Raw genomic sequence first — 23,980 nt, forward strand, 5'->3', positions numbered from 1 at the left:
GTCAGTCGTCCAGGCCACGTTCGATGGCGTACCGGGTCAGTTCGACCCGGTTGTGCAGTTGCAGCTTGCCCAGGGTGTTCTGCACGTGGTTCTGCACCGTGCGGTGCGACAGCCCGAGCCGCTGCGCGATCTGCTTGTACGACAGCCCTCTCGCCACCTGCCGCAGCACCTCCGTCTCCCGCTCGGTGAGCCGGGGCGCTGCGGACTGCGCACCGCCGGCAGGGTCGGCCGGCTGCCCCGGCCGGGCGGCCAGCCGGCGGTACTCGCCGAGGACGAGCCCGGCCAGGCCGGGGGTGAAGACCGCCTCGCCGGCCGCGGTGCGGCGGACCGCGTCGAGGAACTCGGCGGGCGCTGTGGACTTCACCAGGTAACCGGTGGCCCCTGCCTTGACCGCGTCCAGCACGCTCTGCTGTTCGCCGCTGGCGCTGAGCATCAGCACCCGCACGTCGGGCAGTGCCGCGCGCAGACCCAGGATCACCTCTACGCCGGAGATGTCCGGTAGTTGCAGGTCGAGGACGACCACGTCGGGCCGGGCTGCGGCGGCCACCCGTACGGCCTGCCGGCCCTCGCCGCTGGTCGCCACCACCAGGAAGCCCGCCTCCGTGAGGTCGCGGGCCACCCCCTCCCGCCACATCGGATGGTCGTCGACCACCATCACCCGGGTCGGGGTCACCGCTGTGCCCTCGGCACTGTCAGCTCGATCTCGGTGCCGGCGTCGGGGGCGGACACGATCCGAACCGTCCCGCCCACGTCGGCCACCCGACCCCGAATCGACTGGCTCACGCCGAGCCGACCCTGTGCGGCCGCCTCGGTCAACCGGCCTTCCGGGATGCCCGGCCCCTCGTCGCGGATCGACACGGTCACCGTCGCCCCCTCATCCTCGATCAACACCCAGGCCCGCCCGCTGGCGTGCCGCCCCACGTTGTCCAGGGCCGCGCCGGTCGCGGCGGCCAACTCCCCCGCCACCCGGCGAGGCAGCGGCACCGGGGTGGCCGGGGCGGAGAGCACCACCGCCGCCGAGGCGTACCGGCCGAGCAGGGTCCGCAGGTCCACCGCCGCCGCCTCGGTGCCGTCGGGGAGCACGGCAGCGCTCGCCGGGCTGGTGCCGGCGATCAGTGCCCGCAACGCGGCCTCCTGCTCGCCGGCCAACCGGGCCAGCTCGCCCGCCTCACCGGGCAGGTCGGCACCCCGCCGCTGCACCATCGCCAGCACCTGGAGCACCGAGTCGTGGATGCCCCGGGCCAGCCGCTCCCGCTCCCGGGTGGCGGCCTCCAACTCCACAGCGCGTTGCAGCCGTTCCTCGGCGCTCGCCGCGAGCCGGGCCACGTGCCCGACCACCACCCCGGCGAGCAGCATCAGGATGACCCCGGTGAACGAGGACTGGCCGATCCGCTCCCGGGTGGTCAGGTCCGCGCCGGCGACCAGCAGTGCGGCGACCGTGCCCCGCCGCCGACCACCGGAGACGGCCCAGGCCAGCACCGGGCCGGCCATCCAGGCGACCCCCATGGTGGGTACGCCGGTGGCGAGCGCCGCCCGACCGACCACCCACGGGGTGGCCAGCACGATGGCGAGCACCACCCCGAGGTCGGCCAGCAGCAGCGGCCAGCGCCGCCAGGCCGGCCGGGCGTATCCGACCGCGGTCGCCGCGGTCCAGGCCGCCATCACCAGGGTCAGGGCGCCGACGGCGTACGGGTGGTCATACCGGTCGGCGTCGCGCACCGCGAGCACGCAGACGTATGCCAGGGACGCCAGCCGGAACACCGCCAGCGCACGCCACAGCGGCACCTCGAATCCACCCGGCGGCGACGGCATGGCGGTCAGGATGCCATAACCCGTCCACCGCACGGCGAGCAGCGAGTGCGGTTCGGGAAACCCTGACGTACGGTGGAAAAGCCGCGAAATACTCCGAGATCCGCCGCCGGGACGGGCCCATGACGAACGCAGATCCGCACGCACCGCGTACGGTTGTGCCCATCGAACCTGCCCTCCTGATCGCCGAGGCCTTCGACCAGGCCCAGGTGACCGAGATTCGACACTCGGTCACCTCATGCGCGCATGCCTGCGGACTCACCGGCCAACGGTTGGACGACTTCGTGCTCGCGATCAACGAGTTGATCACCAATGCGGTCCGACACGGCGGCGGGCGCGGATGGTTGCGCCTCTGGCACGAGTCCAGCCTGCTGGTCTGCGAGGTGGCCGACCACGGGCACGGGATCAGCCCGCTGCGGCTGGGCGACCGCAGTCGGCCGGCCCCGGACACCGCCGGTGGGTGGGGCCTCTGGCTGGCCCGCGAGCTGACCGACGCCATGGAGGTCGTCTCCAGCTCCGCCGGCACCACCGTCCGGATCACCGCTGGCCTCGTCAGCCACGACCGCACCACGCGCTGATCTTCCGCAGCCGCTCCCCGCGGCTGCAATCTGCGACTGCGGGGAGCGGCTGCGGGGAGCGGCTTGCGGCAGCGGAGGACGGCTTGCGGCTGCGGCTCAGGCGAACAGCGCCGAGACGGACTCCCCGTTGTGGATCCGGCGCATCGCCTCGGACAGGGCGGGCGCCACCGACAGGACCTGCAACTTCGGCACCCGCTTGGCGTCCGCGATGGGCACCGTGTTGGTGCAGACGATCTCCAGGACGCCCTCCTGGTCGCTGAGCCGCTGGAGGGCGTCGCCGGAGAACAGCCCGTGCGTGCACGCCAGCCGGATCGACCGGACCTTCAGGCCCCGCAGATGCTCCATCAACTCGACAACAGTGCTGCCCTTGGCGATCTCGTCGTCCAGCACGATGACGTCCCGGTCGGCCACCTCGCCGATCACCGCGCTGATCTTGACCAGGTCGTCACTGAACCGCTGCTTCGCGCCGGCCGCGACCGGTGTGCCGAGCAACCGGGCGAAGGCCGCCGCCTCCTTGGCGTTGCCGAGGTCGGGTGAGACCACCACGGTGTTGCTCAGGTCGTAGCGCTGGAAGTGGGTGGCCAGCTCCCGCAGCGCGTGCAGGTGATCCACCGGGACGCTGAAGAAGCCGTGCACCTGCGGCGAGTGCAGGGTCATCGCGAGCACCCGGTCCGCGCCGGCCGACACGAGCAGATCGGCGACGAGCCGGGCGCCGATCGAGATCCGCGGGGCGTCCTTCTTGTCGGAGCGGGCGTACGCGTAGTGCGGCAGCACCACAGTGATCCGGCCGGCCGAGGCGCCCCGCGCCGCGTCGATCATCAGCAGCAGCTCGACCAGATTCTCCTGCACGGGCGGCACCAGCGGCTGGATCAGGAAGACGTCCCGCTCCCGGCAGTTGGCCTGCAACTGCACTTCCAGACAGTCGTTCGCGAATCGGGAGACCCGCACCGGATGCAGCGGCACCCCGAGGTGGGCACAGATCTCGGCGGCCAGGTCGGGATGGGCAGTTCCACTGAAAACGGCGATGTCGCGCACGTTCGCACATCGTAGGCGACCCGGGCGGCGGCCTTCGGCGGCGGGCCGAAACCGGCCGTGACGCCTGTCGCACCGAACGCCGGTCCGGGTACGGTGCTGCGGTGACCCCCCAGTACGTCGCCGCCATCGACCAGGGCACCACCTCCTCGCGGTGCCTCGTCTTCGACTCCGCCGGGGACATCGTCGCCGTTGCCCAGCGCGAACACCGGCAGATCTTCCCCCAACCAGGCTGGGTGGAACACGACGCCGAAGAGATCTGGGACAACGTCCAGCAGGTGGTCTCCGAGGCGCTGCGGTCCGCCGGCACCGACCTGGCCGGCCTGGCCGCCGTCGGCATCACCAACCAGCGGGAGACCACCCTCGTCTGGGACCGGGCCACCGGTCGCCCGGTGGCCAATGCCATCGTCTGGCAGGACACCCGGACCGGGCCGCTGCTGCGCGAGCTGGCCTCGGCGTACGGCGAGGAGCGGTTCCGGGCCCGCACCGGCCTGCCGTTGGCCACCTACTTCGCCGGCCCGAAACTGCGCTGGCTGCTGGACGAGGTCGACGGCCTGCGCGAGCGCGCGGAGCGCGGCGAGGTGCTCTTCGGCACCATGGACAGCTGGCTGATCTGGAAGCTGACCGGGGAGCACGTCACCGACGTGACCAACGCCAGCCGGACCATGCTCATGGACCTCACCACCCTCGACTGGGCTCCGGACCTGCTGGACGCGATGGGCGTCCCGGCGGCGATGCTGCCGGAGATCCGCTGCTCCGCCGAGGTGTACGGCACCGCCACCGGCGTGCTCGCCGGGGTGCCGGTGGCCAGCGCGCTCGGAGACCAGCAGGCCGCCCTGTTCGGGCAGACCTGCTTCCAGCCGGGCGAGGCGAAGTGCACCTACGGCACCGGGAGCTTCCTGCTGCTCAACACCGGCGCCACCCCGGTCCCGTCCACGCACGGCCTGCTCACCACGGTCGCCTACCAGATCAAGGGGCAACCGCCGGCGTACGCCCTGGAGGGCGCGATCGCGGTCACCGGCTCGTTGGTGCAGTGGCTGCGCGACAACCTCGGGCTGATCTCCACGGCCGCGGAGGTGGAGGATTTGGCCCGCACCGTGGACGACAACGGCGGCTGCTACGTGGTGCCCGCGTTCTCCGGGCTGTTCGCCCCGCACTGGCGCACCGACGCCCGTGGGGTTATCGCCGGTCTGACCGGTTACATCACCAAAGGGCACCTGGCGCGGGCCGCGCTGGAGGCGTCGGCCTGGCAGACCCGCGAGGTGGTCGACGCGATGGATGCCGACTCCGACGTGGCACTGCGCCGGCTCCGGGTGGACGGCGGGATGACCGCCAACGGTCTGCTCATGCAGTTCCTCGCCGATGTGCTCGACGTGCCGGTGGTTCGGTCCCGGATCACCGAGACCACCTGTCTGGGTGCCGCGTACGCGGCCGGCCTGGCGGTCGGCTTCTGGCCGGATCTGGCCACCCTGCGGGCGAAGTGGCGCTCCGATGCCCAGTGGGAGTCCACCATGGCCCCGGAGCTGCGCGACCGGGAGCTGCACAACTGGCGCAAGGCCGTGCAGCGCACCCTCGACTGGGTGGAGTGACCGCCGACGCGGCTGTCACTCCCAGCGGTTGCCGGTGAGCTTCTCGTACACCTCGATGTAGCGGGCGCGGGTCGCCTCGACGACCTCGTCGGGCACGTCCGGCGCGGGGGCCTGCTTGTTCCAGCCGCTGCCGGTGGCCCAGTCCCGCACGTACTGCTTGTCGTAGGAGAACTGCACACGGCCCGGCTGGTACGACTCGGCGGGCCAGAACCGCGACGAGTCGGAGGTGAGCAGTTCGTCGGCGAGGACCAGGGTGCCGTCCGGTGCCCAACCCAGCTCGAGCTTGGTGTCGGCGATCAGGATGCCCCGGTCGGCGGCCAGCTCGGCGCCGCGACGGTAGACGTCGAGGGTGATCTGCCGCAGCCGCTCGGCGGTGGCCTCGCCCACCTTGTCCACCACGTCGTCGTACGTGATCGGCTCGTCGTGCTCACCCATCGGCGCCTTGCTCGACGGTGTGAAGATCGGCTCGGGCAGGATCGACGCCTCGCCGAGCCCTCGGGGCAGGGTTATGCCGGACACGGCGCCGGTCTGCTCGTACTCCCGCAGGCCGCCGCCGGTGAGGTAACCCCGGGCCACGCACTCGACCGGGACCATGTCCAGCCGCTGGCAGCGGATCGCCCGCCCGGCGAACTCGGCGGGCACGTCGGTTGCCGAGATGACGTGGTTCGGCACCAGGTCGGCGAGCTGCTCGAACCACCAGAGCGAGAGCGCGGTGAGCAGGCGACCCTTGTCCGGGATCGGCGTCGGCAGCGCCACGTCGTAGATCGAGATGCGGTCGGAGGCGACCAGGATCAGGTCGTCGCCGTCCGCGTAGACGTCCCGAACCTTGCCCGAGTGCAGAAGTTCCACGCGCCCTAGTACACCATGCGACATCGGAAGGCCTGATTCGACCACCCACGCCGGGGGTGACCGGACGGACGTTGACACCTTCGTGCGCTGCCTGCGTGAATGGTCCGACCGCCGCCCTCGCAGGTCCAGGAGACCCCCGTGCCCGTTGTTCGACCCCCGTTCGACCGCCTCGGCGCCGACCCGGGCCGGCGCCGACTGCTGACCGCGGCGCTCGGCGCACCTCTGCTCGCCTCCGGTGGGCTGGCCGGGTGCAGCGACGACGCCGCCACCTCGACCCAGGACGGGCCGGTCGAGCTGTCGGTCTTCTGGTGGGGCGGTCCCAGGCGGGCGGCGCTCACCGAGAAGGTCCTGCGGCTCTACTCGGAGCGCAACCCCCAGGTCACCTTCCGGGTCACCTGGCAGGGCGCCGACGGCTACTACGAGCGCCTGGCCACCCAGGCGGCCGGCGGCAACGTACCGGACCTGGTCCAGATCGACGACGCCATGCTGACCGAGTACGCCCAACGCCAGATCATCCTCGACCTCACCGACCGGGTCGCCGACCACAGTTTGGATCTGCGGGGCCTGCCGGAGGGGCTGATCCGCTACGGCACGGTGGAGGGGCAGACGATGGCGGTGGCCGGCGGGCAGACCCACGCGGGTGTGGTCTTCAACCGGGAGTTGTTGCGGGAGCTGCAGGTGCCGGAACCGCGCGCCGGGATGAGCTGGGCCGAGTACATCTCCTGGGCGGAAGAGGTCACCGAGGCCAGCGACGGCCAGGTGGCCGGCACCATGGACGGCTCCGGTGACTACCGGGCGCTCTGGCTCTGGTTGCGGTCACAGGGCGGCGAGCTCTACCGGGGTAAGCAGCTCGGTTTCGGCGTGGAACAGCTGATCTCCTGGTTCGAGCTGTGGCAGCGGGCCCGCAGGGCGCGGGCCACGCCGGGTGCGGCGCTGGTCGAGCAGGCCGACAGCGGTGAGCCGTCCCGGCAACTGGTGGTGACCGGGTTGACCGCCGCGTCGTTCGCGTGGTCCCACCAACTGCCCGAGTTGCAGCGGCTCACCGGGGCCGAGCTGGGCATTGTCGGCTTGCCGGGGCCGACCGGTGCGCAGTGGGCGCGCGCCTCGATGTTCTGGGCCGCGTTCCGGGGCACCCGCCACCCGGACACCGTCACCGACGTGATCAATTTCCTGACCACGAATGGCGAGGCCGGCACCGTCCTCGGCCACGAACGCGGTCTGAACGCCAGTCTCGCCGTCCGCCGCTACGCCGAGGGCAGCATCACCGATCCGGCCCAGCAGCGGGCCGCCGCGTTCGGCGCGGCCATCGCCGACCAGCTCGGGCCGGCCCCGGTGCCGCCCCCGAAGGGGCACGCGAAGGTGCGGACCCTGCTGGTCGCCACCGCGGAGAGCATCCGCGTCAAGCGGACCGGCACGCGGGCGGCCGCCTCACGTTTCATCGCGCAGGCCAACGCCGCCCTGGCGGCGTGACGACCGGAGGTCGGCCCACGGCCCGCCGCCGTGGACCGACCTGACCGGCTGCCGGGTCAGCGCGGCGGGCCGCCGCGGCGGTTGCGCATCAGACGCAGCACGAGGAACACGACGATCGCGACCACCACCAGGCAGCAGAGCAGCGGAAGGATCCCGAAGCCGCCGCGACCCCGACGCCGGGCGGCTTCCACCACCAGCTCGCCGGTGCCCGTGGACGCCCAGGCCGCGACGGGCACGAAGACCGCCAGAACGGCCGCACCGAGGACCGCGCTGAGTCGGCCCCACCACTTACCGAATGAAGACATACGCCCATCCTCGCCGAAGGACGCAACACCGGCACGTCGGTCCACGCCGAATCACGGAACTGAGATCTTTCCGGCCTGAGGTAGCACCCGCGAGGGGCCGGTGCCTGCGAGGTGCCGGCCCTCCGGGAGTCGCTCCTCCCCGCTGAGGCGCCAAACAAGTCCGGCCCCCACATTGTGGGGGCCGGACTCATGTCATTTCATTTGTAGCGGGGACAGGATTTGAACCTGCGACCTCTGGGTTATGAGCCCAGCGAGCTACCGAGCTGCTCCACCCCGCGTCGACTGGTTAAGACTAACCCATGCGTCCCGGCGATGATCAGCGGGGGTCACCAACCGCTGCGGCCGACACCGCAGAATGTCGAAAGCCCGCCTCCGGCGAACCGGAGACGGGCTTTCTGTCGTAGCGGGGACAGGATTTGAACCTGCGACCTCTGGGTTATGAGCCCAGCGAGCTACCGAGCTGCTCCACCCCGCGTCGGCTCGCTAACCGTAGCGCACCACCCCCGGCCCCCGCAAAACGACATCCGAATCCGCCGGATCGCGACCCGGCCACCGAGGTCAGCCGAGCCAGACCTTCACGGCGGTGACCGCATAGCCGTACCGCACCATCCGCCGCACCGTGCCGCGGTAGAAGTCATCGAAGCTCTCCGCGTCCCTCACGACTGCTCCCCCTCATCCCACCCCGTTGCAAATGAGGACGGCGAACAGGTGCCGCAGGTTGCGGCCCGACCGCACCTGTCGGTGAGGTGACAGACAGTGACACCACCGGACACGACGGAGCCCCCGCCGTCCGGACCGGTGGGTCCGACGACGAGGGCTCCGAGACGTGCTCCCGGCTGTGGTGGATCAGCCGCCGGGGCTCGGCGACGGGCCACCACTGGCAGTGCCGGCGGCCTGCTGCGCCTGCTGGAACGCGGTGAGCGCCTCGTCCAAGGCCTTCAGCGCACGCCCGTACCGCTCGAAGTCACCGGACGTCTGCGCCGACCGGACCTCGGTGATCGCGGTCTGCACCCGGTCCGCGGCGACGGCCAGGTCACCGGTCGGCGGCGGGATGCTGGCGCTCGGCGTCGGCGCCGGCGTGGCGGTCCCGCTGGGCGTCGGCGTCGGCGTCGGCGTCGTGGGGTTGCCCCCGGTGGTCGGAGGCGGCGACGTGCCCTGCCCGGCCTTCTTACCCTGCTCGACCAGCTGCTTGATGCCGTCGTTGATGTTGTCGGCCAGCGCCACGAAGGAGCCACCGTCACCGTAGGAGAGCAGCACCTTCTGCAACAGCGGGTACGCGTCCTGCTGGTTGCTCTTCACGTAGACCGGCTCGACGTAGAGCATGCCGTCGGCGAAGGGCAACGACAGCAGGTTGCCGTACTGCACCTGGGCCTGGTTGCTGGAGAGCAGGTTGAGCTGCTGGCGGATGTTCGCGTTGTTGGTCATCTGCTGGTGCACCTGCACCGGGCCCGAGATCCGGGTCTGGTCCGGCAACTCCAGCACCTGCAGGCGGGGCTTCCCCTCGACGTACGACCCGGAGATCAGCGCGGCGAGGTTCTGCCGGCCGTTCGGGGTGACCGCCGAGGTGAGCTGGAACCGCGGGCTCTCCTGCCCAGGGAACTGCGTGAACAGGTAGTACGGAGGCTGCTTCTGGCCGCTGTCCGGGGCGTCCGGCACGTTGGGCACCTGCCAGAAGTCCTGAGCGGAGTAGAAGTCACCCGGGTTGGTCACGTGGAACTTGGTGAGCAGGTTGCGCTGCACCTTGAACATGTCCGCCGGGTAGCGCAGATGCTCGGTCAGCTCGACCGGGATATCCGCCTTCGGCAGCACCAGGTCACCACCGAACGCCTTGTTCCACGCCTTGAGCACCGGGTCGGTGTCGTCGTACTCGTAGAGCTTCACGGTGCCGTCGTACGCGTCGACGGTGGCCTTCACCGAGTTGCGCATGTAGTTGACGTCCTCCCGGGCCAGCTGGAAGGTGCCCCGGTTCGTCAACTCGTCGGTGGTCTCGGTCTGGAGGTTGACCTTCTCGGCGTACGGGTAGGTGGCCGCCGTGGTGTAGCCGTCGACGATCCACTGCACCCGACCGTCGACAACCGCCGGGTACGGGTCGCCGTCCAGCGTGAGGAACGGCGCGACCTTCTCCACCCGGTCGCGCGGGTTACGCACGTAGAGCAGCTTGGAGTCCTTGTTGACCGCCTCGGACAGCAGGAAGTTCGACTCCTGCTCCTTGATGGCGTACAGCAGCCGCCGGGCGAAGGAGCCGATCTCCACGCCGCCCTCACCGGTGTAGGTGTAGGACTCGCCGCCACCCTCACCGACCGGCCGGTCGAACTCGGCCTTCTTGTTCGGGTCGGACTGCCCGACGATCGCGTAGTCGTCGGCCGCCATCCGCTCGCCGTAGTAGATCCGCGGCTGCTTGGCCGGGATCTGCTCGGTCTGCGAGGAGCACGCCTCCTGGGTCTTCTCGCCCAGGAAGCCGGAGACGAAGAACGGCTGCCCGCCGCAGACCACCTGGTTCGCCGGGGCGGCCACCAGCCCGTACCCGTGGGTGTAGACGGTGTGCCGGTTGATCCAGGTGTTCTGCTGGTCGGTCAGCTCGCCGTAGTTGATCTCCCGGACGCCGACCACGTAGTCGGAGACGTTCCCGTTCACCCCGTACCGGTCGATGTCCAGCTTGGGGCCGAAGTCGTAGAAGCCACGCACCTGCTGGAGCTGGGTGTACGTCTCGCTGACCAGCTGCGGGTCGAGCAGACGCACGTTCGACACCACCGAGGTGTCGGTGGCCAGGTTCGCCGGTGGGGTGAGGTTGTTCGCCGCGTACGGGGTCGTCTCGGTGACCCCCAACCCGAACGCCGCTCGTGTCGCGTCGATGCTGCGCTGGATGTACGGCGCTTCCTTGTCCTTGGCGCTCGGCTTGACCTCGAAGGTCTGCACGGCCCAGGGGTAGATGCCGCCGATGGCCACCGCGGACACACCGAGCAGCGCCAGCGAGATCCCCGGCCAGACCAGGTTCCGCATCCAGGCGTTGGAGAAGACGATGATCGCGATCGCCACCACGATCGAGATGTAGGCCAGGATCTCCTTCGCCGGCAGCAGCGCGTTGACGTCGGCGTAGCCGGCGCCGTACAACTTGGCGCCCTCGTTGTACTCCAGCAGCATCGCCCGCCGGTCCAGCACGTACGCGACGGCCTTCAACAGCACGAAGACCGCGACCAGGCTGCTCAGGTGCGCGCGGGCGGCGTTGCTCATCCGGTCACCGACGCCCTGCAGGCGGACCCCGCCGAAGAGGTAGTGCACCGCCAGCGCGCCGATCACCGCCAGCACCACAGCGGTGAAGGCGACGCCGAGCAGGTAACGCCAGAACGGCAGCTGGAAGACGTAGAAGCCGATGTCCACCCCGAACTCCGGGTCCTTGATCCCGAAGTCACCGCCGTTGCGGAAGAGCAGCCACTGGTTCCACCGGTTCTGCGCGGAGAGGCCGGCGAAGAGCCCGACCACAGCGGCGGTCAACGCGATCCAGGTGCCCAACCGCGGGCTGAGCACCATCCGGTAGCGCTCCAGCGTCGCCTGCTCCACCGAGTGCGGACGCAGCCGCGGACGCAACCGGTAGGCCAGCCACAGGTTGCCACCGACGATCACCGCCATGCCGAGACCGACGGCCAGGAAGAGCACCAGCCGGGTGAGCAGGACACCGGTGAAGACCTCGGTGTAGCGCACCTCGTCGAACCAGAGCCAGTCGGTCCACGCCTGAACACCCCACCCGAGCAGGGTGAAGAGCACGAACACCCCAACCAGGACAGCGATGGTGACGCGCCCGCGCCGGCTCATCCTCGGAAGGGGGCTGCTGCTACGCATTACCACTGTTGGCTCCGCACGCTCGATGTGATCGGCTCCGACCAGGCACCCAGAGTACGGGGTGTTCCTGAGCGTGTCGGGGCACGGTCACACCGGTCAGCAACGCGTCGGCTGACCACCCGCGCGCAACGCCTCCAGAGCGGTCATCGCCTCGTCCAACGAACCCACCCGCAGCAGGGGCAGACCCGGCTGCGGATTGCGGACCGCCTCGGCGCAGTTGTCCGCCGGCACGAGGAACACCTTGGCCCCGGCGCGCTTGGCGCCGACCAGCTTCTGGGCGATCCCGCCGATCGGGCCGACGGTGCCCTCGTCGTCGATGGTGCCGGTGCCGGCGATGATCTGACCGCCGGTGAGGTCGGCCGGGGTCAGCTTGTCCACGATCCCCAGGGCGAACATCAGACCGGCGCTCGGCCCACCGATGTCCTCCAGGTCGATGCCGAGGGTGAACGGGTGCGGCTGCTGCTGGTCGATCTCGACGCCGATCCGCGGCCGACCGTCCTGCTCCTGGCTGGTCACTTTCACCGTGGCGGGCACGCCGTCCCGGGTGTAGCCGATGGTCAACGCCGTCCCGGCCGGCTTGGCCCGGACCAGTTCGGTGACCTTCGCGGCCACCGGCACCGGCTGACCGTCGACGGAGGTGATCACGTCGCCAGCCTTCAACTCGCCGGCGGCCGGCCCGTCACCGGACACCGTCTTGATCACCACCTGCACCGGAAAGCCCAACTCCCGCAGCGCGGCGGTCTCCGCGCTGGTCTGGGACGCCTTGAAGTCCTCGGCGTTGCGCTGCTCGACCTGCTCCGTCGACTCCCCCGGCGGGTAGACCAGCTCGCGCGGCACCACCGCCTCGTCGTCGGAGAACCAACCCGCGATCGCCCCCCGCAACCGCACCGTGGGCTGCACACCCACCGTGGTCAACCGCAACTGACCGGCGGAGGTCGAGGTCTCCCGCCCGGTGACCTGGATGACCTCCTTGCCGTCGGCCGTACCCAGGGTGTTGACCGTCGGCCCCGGGCCCAGCACCACGTACGGGATCGGAACCCGGAGCACCCCGATGCTCAGCAGGGCGGTGAACAGGGCACCGAGCAGGACCGTCAGGCCACGACGTCTCATGCCGCAGAGCGTACCGACCGACTGGACGCCTCCTGCCGGATGCGCACGCGACTTCGCCCTCAGCGCAACGCCAGCGGCGGCGACCTGGGGCGCGGCCCGCGTACCGTAGACGTCGTGCCTGATATTCCGTTCGGTTTCGCGCTCCCGGGTGGTCAACCACCAGACCCCAACGATCCCGCGCAGATGCAGCAGTTCATGTCGCAGTTGCAGCACCTGCTCTCCGCGCCGGGCAGCGGGCCGGTCAACTGGGACCTGGCCCGGCAGGTAGCAGCCAGCCAGCTCGCGGCCGCCGGCGACCCGGCGGTGTCACCGTATGAGCGCAACGCCGTCGAGGAGGCGCTGCGCCTGGCCGACCTGTGGTTGGAGCCCGCCTCGGCGTGGCCGTCCGGCATCCAGTCCCCGGTCGCCTGGAACCGCAATGAGTGGATCTTCAAGACGCTGGACGTGTGGCGCAAGCTGTGCGACCCGGTGGCCAGCCGCATGGTCGGCGCGATGGGCGACCTGGTGCCACCGGAGGCCCGCGCCCAACTCGGCCCGATGCAGTCGATGGTGGCGTCCCTCGGCGGCGCACTCTTCGGCGGTCAGCTGGGCCAGGCCCTCGGTTCGCTCGCCGCGGAGGTGCTCTCAGCCGGCGACATCGGGCTGCCGCTCGGCCCGGCCGGCACGGCCGCGCTGATCCCGGCCAACATCCGGGCGTACGGCGAGGGCCTGGAGCTTCCCGAGGACGAGGTCCGCCTCTACGTGGCGCTGCGTGAGGCCGCCCACCAGCGGCTGTTCCAGCACGTCCCGTGGCTGCGCGGTCACGTGCTCAGCGCAGTCGAGATGTACGCCTCGGGCATCCGGGTCAACCGGGAAGCGATCGAGGAGGCGATGGGCCGGGTCGACCCGACCGACCCGGAGTCGATGCAGGCGATCGCCCTGGAGGGCATCTTCACACCGGAGGACACTCCGGCGCAGAAGGCATCACTGGCCCGGCTGGAGACCGCACTCGCCCTGGTCGAGGGCTGGGTCTGCCACGTCGTGGACAGCGCCGCCAGCGACCGGCTGCCCAACGTCGTCCGGCTCGGTGAGGCGTTCCGCCGTCGCCGTGCCGCCGGTGGCCCCGCCGAGCAGACCTTCGCCGCACTCGTCGGCCTGGAGCTGCGCCCACGGCGCCTTCGCGAGGCCGCGGCACTCTGGGCGGCGCTCACCCAGCACCGTGGCATCGAGGGCCGCGACGCCGTGTGGGGCCACCCGGACCTGCTCCCGTCGGACGACGACTTCGCCGACCCGGTCGCCTTCGCGATGAACGACATGGACCTCAGCGAGCTGGACAGCTTCGACTTCACCGCTCCCGGTGGGGTGGAGGAGAAGTCCCCGGGCCAGGCCGACGAGACCGACGGCGAGGACGACACCAAGTCCTGAAACCTGGGTCGCGATGCCCTGGGGCCGTGATGGTTGAAGCCGGGTGCCCGCGCTGCTCGACGGCGGGCGCCCAGCGTGCAGGTGGCCCTGGATGGGCAGCAGGTGACGGCCCTCGGGCGGGAAGTGCGCCGGTCAGGCGGGGCGGCCCGAGCCGGAGAGCAGGGCGCGGGTCGCCTCCCAACCCTCGAAGGCCGGATCCAGCGTGGCCAGGTCGGCCGGGCCGCGCAGTCGCCGCCAGCCGGCGGTGACCGCCACGTCCCCCGGTCGAGGGGCACCGGAACGAACGTCCGTCGGCGTTGCCGTGTCCAGGTTCAGCGGGGGTAGCCAACCCGGCACGGGCAGCCGCACAGCCACCCCGAGCAGGCCCGGACCGCCGCCGTCGACCGGAGCCACCGCGACGGGTCGGGTGGTGAGCGGGCGCAGCAGCTTGCCGACAGTCAGCGCGGGCAGGTCAGGCACGTCCCCGACCAGCACCGCCGCCTGGTCGTAGCCCTCCAGCGCGGCGAACACGGCGTTCGGCGTCGGCTCGGCGACCTCGTAGACCGCGGTGCCGGGCCAGACCAGCGCGTCCGCGAGGGCTCGGTCGGCCGGCGTGACCGCGACGGCGATCTCCACCTCGTTGAGCGTGGCGAGCAGGTCGATGACGTCTTCCGCGAGCGCCGCTCGCCATTCGGCCCGGTCGACGCCCGGCGGCGACCAGGGAACCGGTCCGAGCAACGCCACTACCACCCGTCGTGCCACCCCCCGACCCTAGCGCCCACCCCGGCCGCCCCGACCACCCGCTCACCCGCACGGCCGCGCCGCGCCGAACAGCGACCCCGCACGCCCGACCACCCCGCAGGCCCCAGCACGCCGAACGGCCGTCTCGCATGGCGCGCGCGGGCATGATCGACTCGGGTTCATGGAAGTCGCGGTGTCCGCAGGGCATCGAGAGCGCGGTTTCCAGGAAGGCGAGTCGATCTAGGCCGACCGCGCTCTCAAACGACGCGCGGGGCTTTCCGAAGGGCTCGGCGCGCGGCAGCCCGGAGACTCGGGGTCTCTGGATCAGGTGGGGAGCGGTGCGCAGGAGGCTGCGGCCACGCCTTCGAGGTAGCCGCGGGCGCGTTCCGCCTTCGGGTAGCGGCCGACCAACGCCCAGAACCGGGCGTTGTGGCTGGGCACGATGAGGTGCGCCAACTCGTGCAGCAGCACGTAGTCGATCACCCAGTCGGGCATTTCCTGAACGCGGTGCGAGATCCGGATGCTGCGGTCGGCAGGGGTGCAGGAGCCCCACCGGCCGTTCTGGTTGGTGACCCATCGGACGCTGGCCGGCACGGCCTTCGTGGGGTACTCGGCCAGGTAGAGGTCGATGAGCCGGCGCGCCCGGGCCAGCAGCTCGGCGTCGGAGCGGGCCAGGCGCCCCTCCCGGGCGGCGAGCCGGGCGAGCATGCGGTCGACCCACTCGCTCTCCTCGGCTCGGGAGAACTGGTCCGGGATGAGGACGACGACCCGCTCACCGTCACGGTACGCAGACACCGTGCGTCGTCGGCGCTGGCTGCGCCGCACCTCGACGACCGGCTTGCGCGTCCCCGCCATCACTGGCCCGCGCAGCCTCGGCTACGTGTCACGAAGGAAAGCTAATGCGTACTGACCAGGGGTCCGCAAGGGTCAACCACCCGACACGCGCCCAGAAAATGGTGATTGGTCGCCAGGCGTCCGGAAAATTTCTTGACGACGTCCCCGGCACGCCATCTCGTCACCCTTCGTGAAGGCCGATGGCGGTGTCACACGACGCCTCTCCACCGTAGGTGATCACCGCCTGGAAGCCGCGCCGGGGGCACTCGCACGGGTGGCTGTGAGGGTTTGGTCGGCGTGTCCCCGCCAAACTGACTTATCCGACCTATTTCGCCATGCACACTCTCGACGTCGACTTGCTCACAGTGTCGATGCACAGCTGACATGGAACTGCCCAGACCTGGGTAGGGTCCGCGAACCAGCGGTCACGAAGGTGGCCGCGGAGTGAGACCCAGCGCCGGCGCCCCGTGTGGCCCGCCGCCGGGCACCCCGCCGGGACGGCATTGACCGGCGGACGAGACGAGGAGGGCACCGTGGCCGACCAGGCCCAGACGACCTACAACGGTTACTGCGTCAAGTGCAAGGAGAAGCGGGACTTCGAGGGACACGTCGAGGTCTCGAAGACCGGAATGAACATGGCCAAGGGCAAGTGTCCGGTTTGCGGGACAACAGTGAACCGCATCCTGGGCAAGGCCAAGGTCTGACCGTACGGGTGACGGGGGCGGGGTGGCCGGTGGTCACCCCGCCCCGTTGCCGTCTCAGGCGGTCGGCAGGTCGTCGACGGCCTGTCGGGTGACCGACAGCCTCGTCGGCAGCCTGTGGAAAACCCGGCAAAGCCTGTGGACAACGCTGGACAGCGGCCTGGGCGCCTGTGGACAACGATCGACCGAACGCGAAGTCACGGTCACGGTTGGTGACCATGAGTCGCACCGTACTGCCCCGTCCCACCCTGCTGCCCGGCCTCAACCGGCTCTGGCGGGACCGGCACACCCTCCAGCTCGGCGTCGGCCCGGGGCCCGCCGTGCTGCTGGAGCTGGCCAATCCCCGAGCCGCCCATCTGCTCGACCTGCTCGACGGCACCCGCAGCGAACGCTCTGTCCTGACGCAGGCGGCCACCGTCCGGGTCACCGCCGACGAGGCACGTGCGCTGCTCGACGCCCTGCGTACGGCCGGCCTGCTGGTGCCCGCGCACAGCCTGCTCCCCCGTGACCTGGCCGGCCCGGTCCGCGCCCGGCTGGCGGCGGAGGCCGGCGCGCTGGCCCTGGCCGCCGCTCGACTGCCCGGCACCCCCGCACAGATCCTGCGCCGGCGGCGGACCACCCGGGTCGTGCTCACCGGCGCCGGGGCGCTCGGCGGACCGCTGACGGTGGCGTTGGCCCAGGCCGGCGTCGGGCAGGTGATCCCCCACCTCACCGGCCCGGTCCGCCCCGTCGACCTGGTCGGCACGGGCATCCCCGCCACCGAGCTGGGTCACCCGCTGGCACCGGCTGTGCGGGCGGCGGTCAACCGCGTCGCACCGGGCACCGGCACCCAGCGGGGCCGGTCGACCCGGGTGGACCTGGTGATCCAGCTCGGCACGGACCGGCCACCCGCGCTGGTGGCCGCCGGTCTGGCCCAACGCCGGCAGCCACACCTGCTGGTCACGCTGCGCGAGGGCGTACCGGTCGTCGGGCCGCTGGTCCGCCCACCGGCCGGGCCCTGCCTGCACTGCGTCGAGCTGCACCGGGCCGACCGCGACCCGGACTGGCCGCGGCTCGCCGCCCAGCTCGCCGCCACCGACCCGGTCGCCGCCGGCGCGACCAGCACGCTGCTGGCAGCCATCGGGTACGCGCTGGCCGAGGCGCTGACGCAGCTCGACGGCGGTCAGCCGGAGACCCTCGGTGGGGCCATGGAGATCACCGACGCGGGCCGCTTCCGCCGCCGGGGCTGGCCGCCACACCCGGCGTGCGGGTGCTCGCGAGGTCGAGTGTCCGCACCAGCCCGGCCGCAGAGCAGCAGCGGAGCCCTCCGGTCGGTAACAATGACCGTGTGACCGACATACCGCGCCGCGCCGTGTCCCGCACCGCCAAGCTCGCCGCCCTGCCGCTCGGCTTCGCCGGCCGGACCGTTCTCGGCATGGGAAAGCGCGTCACCGGGCTCGCCTCCGACGTGATCTCTGCGGAGATCCAGCAGCGCACCGCCGAGCAGCTGTTCAGCGTGTTGGGCCAGCTCAAGGGTGGGGCGATGAAGTTCGGCCAGGCGCTGTCGGTCTTCGAGGCGGCACTGCCGGAGGAGATCGCCGCGCCCTACCGCCAGGCGCTCACGAAGCTCCAGGAGGCGGCGCCGCCGCTACCGATCGCCAGCGTGCACAAGGTGCTGGCCGAGCAGCTCGGCCCCGACTGGCGGGACCTGTTCGTCGAGTTCAACGACACCCCGGCCGCCGCCGCCAGCATCGGCCAGGTGCACCGGGCACGGTGGCGGGAGCCGGGGTTCGACGAGTCCGGCGCACCGAACAGCCGCGACGTGGCGGTCAAGATCCAATATCCGGGCGCAGGTGAAGCGCTGCTCTCCGACCTCAAGCAGCTCTCCCGGCTGGGCGGGATGTTCCGGGCCATCCAACCCGGTCTGGACGTCAAGCCGCTCCTGGTCGAGCTGCGCGAGCGGATCACCGAGGAACTGGACTACGAGCTGGAGGCCGAGTCGCAGCGCGCCTTCGCGGCCGCGTACGCCGACGACCCGGAGATCTACATCCCGCAGGTGATCAACGCGGCACCCCGGGTGCTGGTCACCGAGTGGGTGACGGGCACCCCGTTGGCCGACATCATCCGCGAGGGCACCGAGGAGGAGCGGGACGAGGCGGGCCGGCTGATGGCCACCCTGCACCTCTCCGCTCCGCAGCGGGCCGGGTTGCTGCACGCCGACCCGCACCCGGGAAACTTCCGGCTGCTGCCCGACGGCCGACTCGGGGTGATCGATTTCGGCGCGGTGGCCCGGATGCCGGAGGGAACGCCGGAGCCGATCGGTCGCATCGCCGCGATGGCGCTGCGCGGCGACGCCGACGAGGTGGTGGCGGGGCTGCGCTCGGAGGGGTTCATCGGCGCCACCGAGCAGATCGACGCCGAGGGGGTGCTCGACTTCATCCGTCCGATGCTGGAGCCCATCGCGGCGGACGGGTTCCGGTTCACCAGGGCCTGGCTGCGGGCCGAGGCGGGTCGACTCGCCAGCCCGCGCTCCCCCACGTACCAGCTGAGCAGGCAGCTCAACCTGCCGCCGTCGTACCTGCTGATCCACCGGGTGACGCTCGGCTCGATCGGAATTCTCTGCCAGTTGGAGGCGAAGGCTCCGTACCGCAGCATCCTGGAGCGTTGGCTGCCCGGCTTCGCCCCGGTCGCCTGAGGACGTCCAGAAGGGCGGGTGCCGGTCGGCACCCGCCCTTCTGTGTGCGGTGGTACTAGAGAACGCCCAGGTCGCGTGCCGTCTGGTTGCGGCTGTTCATGGCGACGGTACGGGCGGATCGGGTTGCCTCAGTGCTCGTGGTGGTACGACCGGCCTGAGGCCGGCGCATTCGAGCCCGGGACAACGCTTCGTGGAGTAGTTGCATCTCGAAGGCTCCACTCGGGACGTTGAACATCGTCTTCTCACTCACTGCCGGTGTGACACCGGCGTAGTTGGTACGGATCGGGAACACGTCAGGCTGCCAGCCGGACCGCGCCACGCACCTCGGACAGCCCACTGGCCGCCAGGCGCGCCTCGGCCTCGACCCGAAGCTCGGCGTCACGAGCGACGTCCTCCTTACGCGGACGGCCACGGGGCCGCTTACGCGGGACGACCGCGCCACGCTCGAAGATCTCGCCGCCCCAGACGCCCCACGGCTCCGCTCGCTCAACGGCTCCGGCCAGGCATTCGACACGCAGCGGGCAGTCCCCGCAGAGCGACTTGGCCAGCTCGAGCTCGGTGGGCGAGTCGGAGAACCACAGGTCAGGGTCGAACTTCCGGCAGGGCAGGTTCGCCTCCATCTCGATGCTCATGTCGAGTGGGGCCAACGCCAGACTCATCTCCCGGTCACCTCTCTCTCACATTCGATCTCGTGGATCGCATTCCGACGTACTTACGGCGGGCAAAAAACTGAGGCCGCGGATCCCGGTAAGCGGGTTCCGCGGCCTCGAGGTGAGCCGGTGTCTGATGGTCAGACCGGTTTACCTCGAGGTGGAACGCCGCGGACATCCATGCGCTTCTTGGCGACCTGGATGCCATTGCCCGTGAAGCCACTGGTCCCCTCGACTCCGACTGGTGCGAGGGTCAGGCTCAGCTCGGTCTGAACCTGGTGCACCTGCGGAACCGACGGTCGTGCAGCCGTGAGGGCCACCCGGACAGCCGACAGCGGAGCGTGGACAGACGGCATCGCCGCCAGACGCTCATAGGTGAAGATCTCCACGGGACCCACCTCCCTCACGTTCCTCGGATCGACTGGACCAACCCCCGTGAGCAGCCGGAATGGCGCCGCTCGCGTGGTGTGTCCTGAGGCTATTCCTCGCGCCGGGGCGAGGGCAAACGAATTTACGACGAGATTTCGAAAGTTTTCTCAGGGCAGACATCGTCCACACCAGCGCCCCCCACCAGCGCCAGCACCGACTCCCCGTAGAGGCCCAGCTTGCGGGGGCCGATACCGGCGATGGCGATCAGTTCCTCCGACCGCTCGGGCCGCCGCTCGGCCAGCGCGATCAGCGTCGCGTCGGTGAACACCACGTAGGCGGGGACCTTCTGCGCCCCGGCCACCCGCTGCCGCCACTCGCGCAGCCGTTCGTGCAGCTCATCGTCGATGTCGGACGGGCAGGTGGGGCACCGACCCAGCTTGCGGTCCGGGCCGGCGAGGAGGGTGGCGCCGCAGATCCGGCAGGAGACGATCTGGGTTCGACGCCGCTCGGTGCGTTTGGCCGCCGGACCGGCGCCGCCGCCGGACGCCCGTTCGGTGCCGCCGGAGCGGTCCAGCTGGGGCAGGAACCGCGACGGCCGCCGGGCCCGTCCGCCCGGCGAGCGTGCTGCGGCGTACGACAGCCAGAGCCACTGCCGCGCTCGGGTGATCCCGACGTAGAGCAGCCGACGCTCCTCCTCGACCTGCTCGACGGTCTTGGCATACGTGGTGGGCATGGTGCCCTCGGCGAGGCCGACCAGGAAGACCGCGTCCCACTCCAGCCCCTTGGCGGAGTGCAGCGAGGCGAGGGTCACCCCGTCCACAGTCGGTACGTGCTGCTGGGCGGCCCGGCGGGCGAGCTCCTCGGTGAAGTCGGTGAGCGTGACGGGACGTTCCACCGACGCGGCCTCGCCGATCGGCACCACCTCGGGGCTGGCCGCGTACTCCTCGGAGAGCTGGACCAGCGCGGACAGCGCCTCCCACCGCTCGCGGGCGGCGCCACCGGCCGGGGGTGCGTCCGGGGCCCAGCCGACCGCGGTGAGCGCCTCGACGACGGCGGCCGGCAGCGGCGTCTCCCCGGGGATCGAGCGGGTGGCGGCGCGAAGCGCGACCATCGCCTGGCGTACCTCGGTCCGCTCGAAGAAGCGCTCGGCGCCCTGCACGACGTACGGCACCGCGGCCTCGGTGAGCGCCTTCTCGTACGCCTCGGACTGCGCGTTGACCCGGAACAGCACGGCGATCTCCTTCGCCGGCGTGCCCGCGTCGATCAGGGCGCGGCAGCGCGCGGCGACCGCGTTCGCCTCGGCCGGCTCGTCGGTGAAGATCCGCAGATCCGGCTCGGGGCCGGGTGGGCGCTGCCCGCTCAGCTCCAGCCGCAACCGCGCCTCGGTGCCCCGGGCCTGGGAGATCACCGCGTTGGCCAGCCCAACCACCTGCGGGGTGGAGCGGTAGTCGCGGACCAGCCGGACCACCGTGGCGTTGCGGTGCCGGCGGGGGAAGTCGACCAGGTACGCCGAGGTGGCCCCGGTGAACGAGTAGATCGTCTGGCTGGCGTCGCCGACCACGGTCAGGTCGTTGCGGCCGGCCAGCCAGGCGTCCAGCAACCGCTGCTGGAGTGGGTTGACGTCCTGGTACTCGTCGACCACGAAGTGCCGGTACTGGGTGCGGATCTGCTCGCCGACGTCCGGGTGCTCCTCGATGCCCCACACCGCGGCACGCAGCATGTCCTCGAAGTCGATCACGCCGTTCGAGCGTTTGAGCTGCTCGTACGCGGTGAACACCTCGGCCACCTTCGCCGGCTCGTGCGGTGTGTCGCGCAGCGCCCGGGCGGCGGCCACCACGTAGTCCGTCGGCTCGACCAGCGACGACTTGGCCCACTCGATCTCGCCGGCCAGGTCGCGCGCGGCGGCCCGGTCGGTGCGCAGGCCGACCCGGGCCGCGGCGAGGGTGACCAGCCGCACCTTGCTGTCCAGCAGCTCGGGCATGGCCCGGCCGGACAGCAGGCGGGGCGCGAAGTACCGCACCTGCCGCAACGCAGCGGCGTGGAAGGTCCGCGCCTGGACACCGTGCGCCCCGAGCAGAGTGAGACGGTGTCGCATCTCGGCGGCGGCACGGGCGGTGAAGGTGACCGCGAGCACGTGCCGGGGGGATATCTCACCGGAGAGTGCCCGGTGGGCGATCCGGGAGGTGATCGCCCTGGTCTTGCCGGTGCCGGCGCCGGCAAGGATGCAGACCGGGCCGGCGGGCGCGGTCACCGCGGAGCGCTGCTCAGGGTCCAGCCCGGCGAGCACGTGTTCCGACGCTGAGTGAACCGCCACAACCAGGAATCATCTCAGCTCCCCTCAGCGTTGCAGCGAACAGCCTCGGCTTGATCCGCAAGCCGCGGCCGGAGGAGTTGGAGGATCCGACCATGTTGACGATGTATTCCACCCCCTGGTGCGGCTACTGCCACCGGCTGAAGTCGCAGCTCGACCGGGAGGGCATCGGTTACGAGGTGGTCGACATCGAGGAGGACCCGAAGGCCGCGGAGTTCGTGATGAGCGTCAACGGCGGCAACCAGACGGTGCCGACCCTGCGCTTCGACGACGGCAGCGCCCTGACGAATCCCTCGATCACCCAGGTCAAGCAGCACCTGGAGACCCTCACCGCCTGACCGGCCAGATGACCGTCGACGAGCGGCCGCCCCACTCGGGGCGGCCGCTCGTCGTGTTCCGAGGTCGGTCATCGTGGCGGCGGAAGGTGGGTGCCGGTCGCCAGCGGCCGGTCGGCGTCCTCTGCCGGTCGCCGGGGTGCCGGGAGCACCGGGAGGGCCGGCGTGGGCGGGCGGGTGCCGGGCGGCGCGCTCAGGTGCCGGCCCCGCCAGAGGTAGCCACCGGCGATCAGCGTGGCCACCCCGACCAGCGCGAAGAGCAGCCGGTAGTCCAGGAACCCGACCAGCAGGGCGCCCGCCCCGATGGAGAACGCCTGCGGGCCGCTGACCACCGCCTGCGTGGCCGCGGCGACCCGGCCGACCAGCGTGGGCGGGGTCCGACGCTGGATCAGCGTGTGCAGCCCGACCATCGTCAGCGGGAGCGAAACGCCGGCCAGCAGCACCGCCGCAAACCCGAGCCGGATGTCGGGGTACGCGAGCGCGAGCGCGGCCGGGGAGAAGAACGCGACACCGGCGGCCAGTGTGCCGACCTCACCGAGCCTGCGGACCAGCGCCGGTGAGCAGAGCCCGCCGAGCAGCCCGCCCACGCCCTGCACGGTGACCAGCACGCCCACGAACGCGGCGTCCCGGTTCAACCCCTGGTCGACGTACGCGAAGATGAGCGACTCGCTGAAGCCCATCACCAGTGATCCCAGCCCGTAGCCGAGCAGTGCCCGGCGCAGGGCCGGCTCGCCGGCCAGGTGCCGCAGGCCCGCGCCCAGCTCGGCTGGCCAGCGCAGCCGCACGGGCGGTGGCGCCTGTTGCGGAGTGGGTAGGGCGGTGACCACCGCTGCGGCGGTCAGAAATCCGACGATCCCGATCCCGGCCAGCGCCCACCCACCGAGCGCCGCGTAGAGCGCCGCGCCGGCCAGCGGGCCGATCAGCCGCATCCCCTGCCGTACGGTCTGGAGCAGGCCGTTCGCCTCGGCCAGCAGCTCGACCGGCACCATCTCCCGGATCAACCCGCTGAGCGCCGCGCCGAGCGTGATGGACGACAGCCCGTAGAGGGCGGCCACCAGGTAGACGATCCAGACGTCGCCCGCGTGCCGGACGGCGAACAACGGGGTGAGCAGGGCGGCGGTGAGCACGTTCGCGGCCAGGAAGAACGGCCGTCGCGGGTACCGGTCGACGAACCAGCCGACCAGCGGTGCCAGCATCATCGGCGCGATGACGGCGAAGATCGTGGCACCGGCCAGCCCGTTCGAGCCGGTCAGATCCTTGACCCAGATGGCGAGCGCGAGCAGCAGGATCGACTCGGCGGTCATGCTGGCCAGCAGACCGCCGAAGAGCAGGCGGAAGTCGGGTCGGCGCAGGATCGTGCGCATGGGTCCCTCCGGCGGGATGGCCTGCCCGGCTGGGCGAGG

At 71.2% G+C, this 23,980-nt stretch carries 21 protein-coding genes and 2 tRNA genes; 8 read left to right on the forward strand and 15 right to left on the reverse strand.

The features are described 5' to 3' along the window. Position 1 precedes the first annotated feature (1 nt). Together FBZ33_RS26100 and macS are read right to left on the reverse strand one after the other, a co-directional pair. Entirely contained in the window at positions 2 to 655 is a 654-nt protein-coding gene (locus tag FBZ33_RS26100) for a response regulator transcription factor (protein ID WP_141912955.1), read from the reverse strand. 14 nt (positions 656 to 669) lie between these two features. Further along, positions 670 to 1,812, reverse strand: a complete 1,143-nt coding sequence (gene macS, locus FBZ33_RS26105; RefSeq protein ID WP_141911021.1) for a MacS family sensor histidine kinase — start codon at positions 1,810 to 1,812, stop codon at positions 670 to 672. A gap of 119 nt (positions 1,813 to 1,931) precedes the next feature. Between macS and FBZ33_RS26110 the strand changes: the two genes are divergently transcribed. Continuing rightward, entirely contained in the window at positions 1,932 to 2,387 is a 456-nt protein-coding gene (locus FBZ33_RS26110) for an ATP-binding protein (protein WP_141911022.1), read from the forward strand. Positions 2,388 to 2,483: 96 nt separating this feature from the next. Here the strand turns inward: FBZ33_RS26110 and FBZ33_RS26115 are convergent, their stop codons facing one another. Continuing rightward, positions 2,484 to 3,422 carry a ribose-phosphate pyrophosphokinase gene (locus FBZ33_RS26115; protein WP_141911023.1) on the reverse strand — a complete coding sequence of 313 codons (939 nt, stop codon included), beginning with the start codon at positions 3,420 to 3,422 and terminating at the stop codon, positions 2,484 to 2,486. Positions 3,423 to 3,523: 101 nt separating this feature from the next. On the opposite strand from FBZ33_RS26115, the gene glpK reads away from it, so the two are divergent. Then, positions 3,524 to 5,008, forward strand: a complete 1,485-nt coding sequence (gene glpK, locus FBZ33_RS26120; RefSeq protein ID WP_141911024.1) for a glycerol kinase GlpK — start codon at positions 3,524 to 3,526, stop codon at positions 5,006 to 5,008. A 15-nt stretch (positions 5,009 to 5,023) separates the two neighbouring features. Here glpK and FBZ33_RS26125 read toward each other — a convergent pair whose 3' ends face one another. Beyond that, on the reverse strand, positions 5,024 to 5,857 hold the full coding sequence (locus FBZ33_RS26125; protein WP_088950037.1) for a phosphoribosylaminoimidazolesuccinocarboxamide synthase: 834 nt from the start codon (positions 5,855 to 5,857) through the stop codon (positions 5,024 to 5,026). A gap of 138 nt (positions 5,858 to 5,995) precedes the next feature. Between FBZ33_RS26125 and FBZ33_RS26130 the strand changes: the two genes are divergently transcribed. Next, positions 5,996 to 7,327 (forward strand): ABC transporter substrate-binding protein, encoded by a 1,332-nt coding sequence (locus tag FBZ33_RS26130; RefSeq protein WP_255509046.1) that lies wholly within the window; start codon positions 5,996 to 5,998, stop codon positions 7,325 to 7,327. 56 nt (positions 7,328 to 7,383) lie between these two features. On the opposite strand, the gene FBZ33_RS26135 is transcribed toward FBZ33_RS26130, so the two are convergent. The 5 genes from FBZ33_RS26135 to FBZ33_RS26160 form a co-directional block, all read right to left on the reverse strand. Next, complete coding sequence (locus tag FBZ33_RS26135) at positions 7,384 to 7,632, reverse strand: hypothetical protein (protein ID WP_141911026.1); 249 nt, start codon at positions 7,630 to 7,632, stop codon at positions 7,384 to 7,386. Between the two features lie 204 nt (positions 7,633 to 7,836). Beyond that, positions 7,837 to 7,910: transfer RNA gene (locus FBZ33_RS26140), tRNA-Met, on the reverse strand. Positions 7,911 to 8,033: 123 nt separating this feature from the next. Continuing rightward, positions 8,034 to 8,107: transfer RNA gene (locus tag FBZ33_RS26145), tRNA-Met, on the reverse strand. Between the two features lie 371 nt (positions 8,108 to 8,478). Next, positions 8,479 to 11,469 carry a UPF0182 family protein gene (locus FBZ33_RS26155; RefSeq protein ID WP_141911027.1) on the reverse strand — a complete coding sequence of 997 codons (2,991 nt, stop codon included), beginning with the start codon at positions 11,467 to 11,469 and terminating at the stop codon, positions 8,479 to 8,481. A gap of 96 nt (positions 11,470 to 11,565) precedes the next feature. Further along, a complete protein-coding gene (locus tag FBZ33_RS26160) occupies positions 11,566 to 12,579 on the reverse strand; it encodes a PDZ domain-containing protein (protein ID WP_172862105.1) in 1,014 nt (337 codons plus the stop codon). A gap of 114 nt (positions 12,580 to 12,693) precedes the next feature. On the opposite strand from FBZ33_RS26160, the gene FBZ33_RS26165 reads away from it, so the two are divergent. Then, positions 12,694 to 13,983: a zinc-dependent metalloprotease gene (locus FBZ33_RS26165; protein WP_185755417.1), complete on the forward strand. Its 1,290-nt coding sequence runs from the start codon at positions 12,694 to 12,696 to the stop codon at positions 13,981 to 13,983. A 132-nt stretch (positions 13,984 to 14,115) separates the two neighbouring features. On the opposite strand, the gene FBZ33_RS26170 is transcribed toward FBZ33_RS26165, so the two are convergent. Together FBZ33_RS26170 and FBZ33_RS26175 are read right to left on the reverse strand one after the other, a co-directional pair. Beyond that, positions 14,116 to 14,724 carry a hypothetical protein gene (locus FBZ33_RS26170; protein ID WP_141911028.1) on the reverse strand — a complete coding sequence of 203 codons (609 nt, stop codon included), beginning with the start codon at positions 14,722 to 14,724 and terminating at the stop codon, positions 14,116 to 14,118. 303 nt (positions 14,725 to 15,027) lie between these two features. Continuing rightward, positions 15,028 to 15,558, reverse strand: a complete 531-nt coding sequence (locus FBZ33_RS26175; protein WP_099848410.1) for a M48 family metallopeptidase — start codon at positions 15,556 to 15,558, stop codon at positions 15,028 to 15,030. 512 nt (positions 15,559 to 16,070) lie between these two features. On the opposite strand from FBZ33_RS26175, the gene FBZ33_RS32965 reads away from it, so the two are divergent. The 3 genes from FBZ33_RS32965 to FBZ33_RS26185 all read left to right on the forward strand — a co-directional run bounded on the left by FBZ33_RS32965 (position 16,071) and on the right by FBZ33_RS26185 (position 18,912). Further along, on the forward strand, positions 16,071 to 16,241 hold the full coding sequence (locus FBZ33_RS32965) for a DUF5679 domain-containing protein (RefSeq protein ID WP_167457767.1): 171 nt from the start codon (positions 16,071 to 16,073) through the stop codon (positions 16,239 to 16,241). A 215-nt stretch (positions 16,242 to 16,456) separates the two neighbouring features. Further along, the gene (locus FBZ33_RS26180) at positions 16,457 to 17,569 is read left to right on the forward strand and encodes a TOMM precursor leader peptide-binding protein (RefSeq protein WP_141911029.1); all 1,113 of its coding nucleotides are present in this window, start codon (positions 16,457 to 16,459) and stop codon (positions 17,567 to 17,569) included. Then, positions 17,566 to 18,912: an AarF/ABC1/UbiB kinase family protein gene (locus FBZ33_RS26185; protein WP_099848412.1), complete on the forward strand. Its 1,347-nt coding sequence runs from the start codon at positions 17,566 to 17,568 to the stop codon at positions 18,910 to 18,912. The genes FBZ33_RS26180 and FBZ33_RS26185 overlap by 4 nt, the downstream gene beginning before the upstream one ends. 293 nt (positions 18,913 to 19,205) lie before the next feature. Here the strand turns inward: FBZ33_RS26185 and FBZ33_RS26195 are convergent, their stop codons facing one another. The 3 genes from FBZ33_RS26195 to FBZ33_RS26205 all read right to left on the reverse strand — a co-directional run bounded on the left by FBZ33_RS26195 (position 19,206) and on the right by FBZ33_RS26205 (position 22,245). Continuing rightward, the gene (locus FBZ33_RS26195; protein ID WP_088950048.1) at positions 19,206 to 19,571 is read right to left on the reverse strand and encodes a WhiB family transcriptional regulator; all 366 of its coding nucleotides are present in this window, start codon (positions 19,569 to 19,571) and stop codon (positions 19,206 to 19,208) included. 131 nt (positions 19,572 to 19,702) lie between these two features. Continuing rightward, positions 19,703 to 19,918, reverse strand: a complete 216-nt coding sequence (locus FBZ33_RS26200) for a hypothetical protein (protein WP_185755526.1) — start codon at positions 19,916 to 19,918, stop codon at positions 19,703 to 19,705. 155 nt (positions 19,919 to 20,073) lie between these two features. Beyond that, entirely contained in the window at positions 20,074 to 22,245 is a 2,172-nt protein-coding gene (locus FBZ33_RS26205; protein ID WP_141911031.1) for an ATP-dependent DNA helicase UvrD2, read from the reverse strand. Positions 22,246 to 22,337: 92 nt separating this feature from the next. Between FBZ33_RS26205 and FBZ33_RS26210 the strand changes: the two genes are divergently transcribed. Beyond that, positions 22,338 to 22,580 carry a mycoredoxin gene (locus FBZ33_RS26210; RefSeq protein ID WP_141911032.1) on the forward strand — a complete coding sequence of 81 codons (243 nt, stop codon included), beginning with the start codon at positions 22,338 to 22,340 and terminating at the stop codon, positions 22,578 to 22,580. A 68-nt stretch (positions 22,581 to 22,648) separates the two neighbouring features. On the opposite strand, the gene FBZ33_RS26215 is transcribed toward FBZ33_RS26210, so the two are convergent. After that, positions 22,649 to 23,941 (reverse strand): MFS transporter, encoded by a 1,293-nt coding sequence (locus FBZ33_RS26215; protein WP_141911033.1) that lies wholly within the window; start codon positions 23,939 to 23,941, stop codon positions 22,649 to 22,651. Positions 23,942 to 23,980 lie beyond the last annotated feature (39 nt).

It is taken from the genome of Micromonospora sp. A202, from assembly GCF_006715105.1.
Classification (GTDB): Bacteria; Actinomycetota; Actinomycetes; order Mycobacteriales; family Micromonosporaceae; genus Micromonospora; species Micromonospora zamorensis.

What these genes read in the sequence shown, in the direction of transcription:
- FBZ33_RS26160 (WP_172862105.1), bottom strand. Translation starts at nt 12,579, where the DNA reads ATGAGACGTCGTGGCCTGACGGTCCTGCTCGGTGCCCTGTTCACCGCC.
- FBZ33_RS26110 (WP_141911022.1), top strand. Translation starts at nt 1,932, where the DNA reads ATGACGAACGCAGATCCGCACGCACCGCGTACGGTTGTGCCCATCGAA.
- FBZ33_RS26175 (WP_099848410.1), bottom strand. Translation starts at nt 15,558, where the DNA reads ATGGCGGGGACGCGCAAGCCGGTCGTCGAGGTGCGGCGCAGCCAGCGC.
- FBZ33_RS26100 (WP_141912955.1), bottom strand. Translation starts at nt 655, where the DNA reads ATGGTGGTCGACGACCATCCGATGTGGCGGGAGGGGGTGGCCCGCGAC.
- FBZ33_RS26180 (WP_141911029.1), top strand. Translation starts at nt 16,457, where the DNA reads ATGAGTCGCACCGTACTGCCCCGTCCCACCCTGCTGCCCGGCCTCAAC.
- FBZ33_RS26195 (WP_088950048.1), bottom strand. Translation starts at nt 19,571, where the DNA reads ATGAGTCTGGCGTTGGCCCCACTCGACATGAGCATCGAGATGGAGGCG.
- FBZ33_RS26215 (WP_141911033.1), bottom strand. Translation starts at nt 23,941, where the DNA reads ATGCGCACGATCCTGCGCCGACCCGACTTCCGCCTGCTCTTCGGCGGT.
- FBZ33_RS26210 (WP_141911032.1), top strand. Translation starts at nt 22,338, where the DNA reads ATGTTGACGATGTATTCCACCCCCTGGTGCGGCTACTGCCACCGGCTG.
- FBZ33_RS26200 (WP_185755526.1), bottom strand. Translation starts at nt 19,918, where the DNA reads ATGCCGTCTGTCCACGCTCCGCTGTCGGCTGTCCGGGTGGCCCTCACG.
- macS (WP_141911021.1), bottom strand. Translation starts at nt 1,812, where the DNA reads ATGCCGTCGCCGCCGGGTGGATTCGAGGTGCCGCTGTGGCGTGCGCTG.
- FBZ33_RS26155 (WP_141911027.1), bottom strand. Translation starts at nt 11,469, where the DNA reads ATGCGTAGCAGCAGCCCCCTTCCGAGGATGAGCCGGCGCGGGCGCGTC.
- FBZ33_RS26135 (WP_141911026.1), bottom strand. Translation starts at nt 7,632, where the DNA reads ATGTCTTCATTCGGTAAGTGGTGGGGCCGACTCAGCGCGGTCCTCGGT.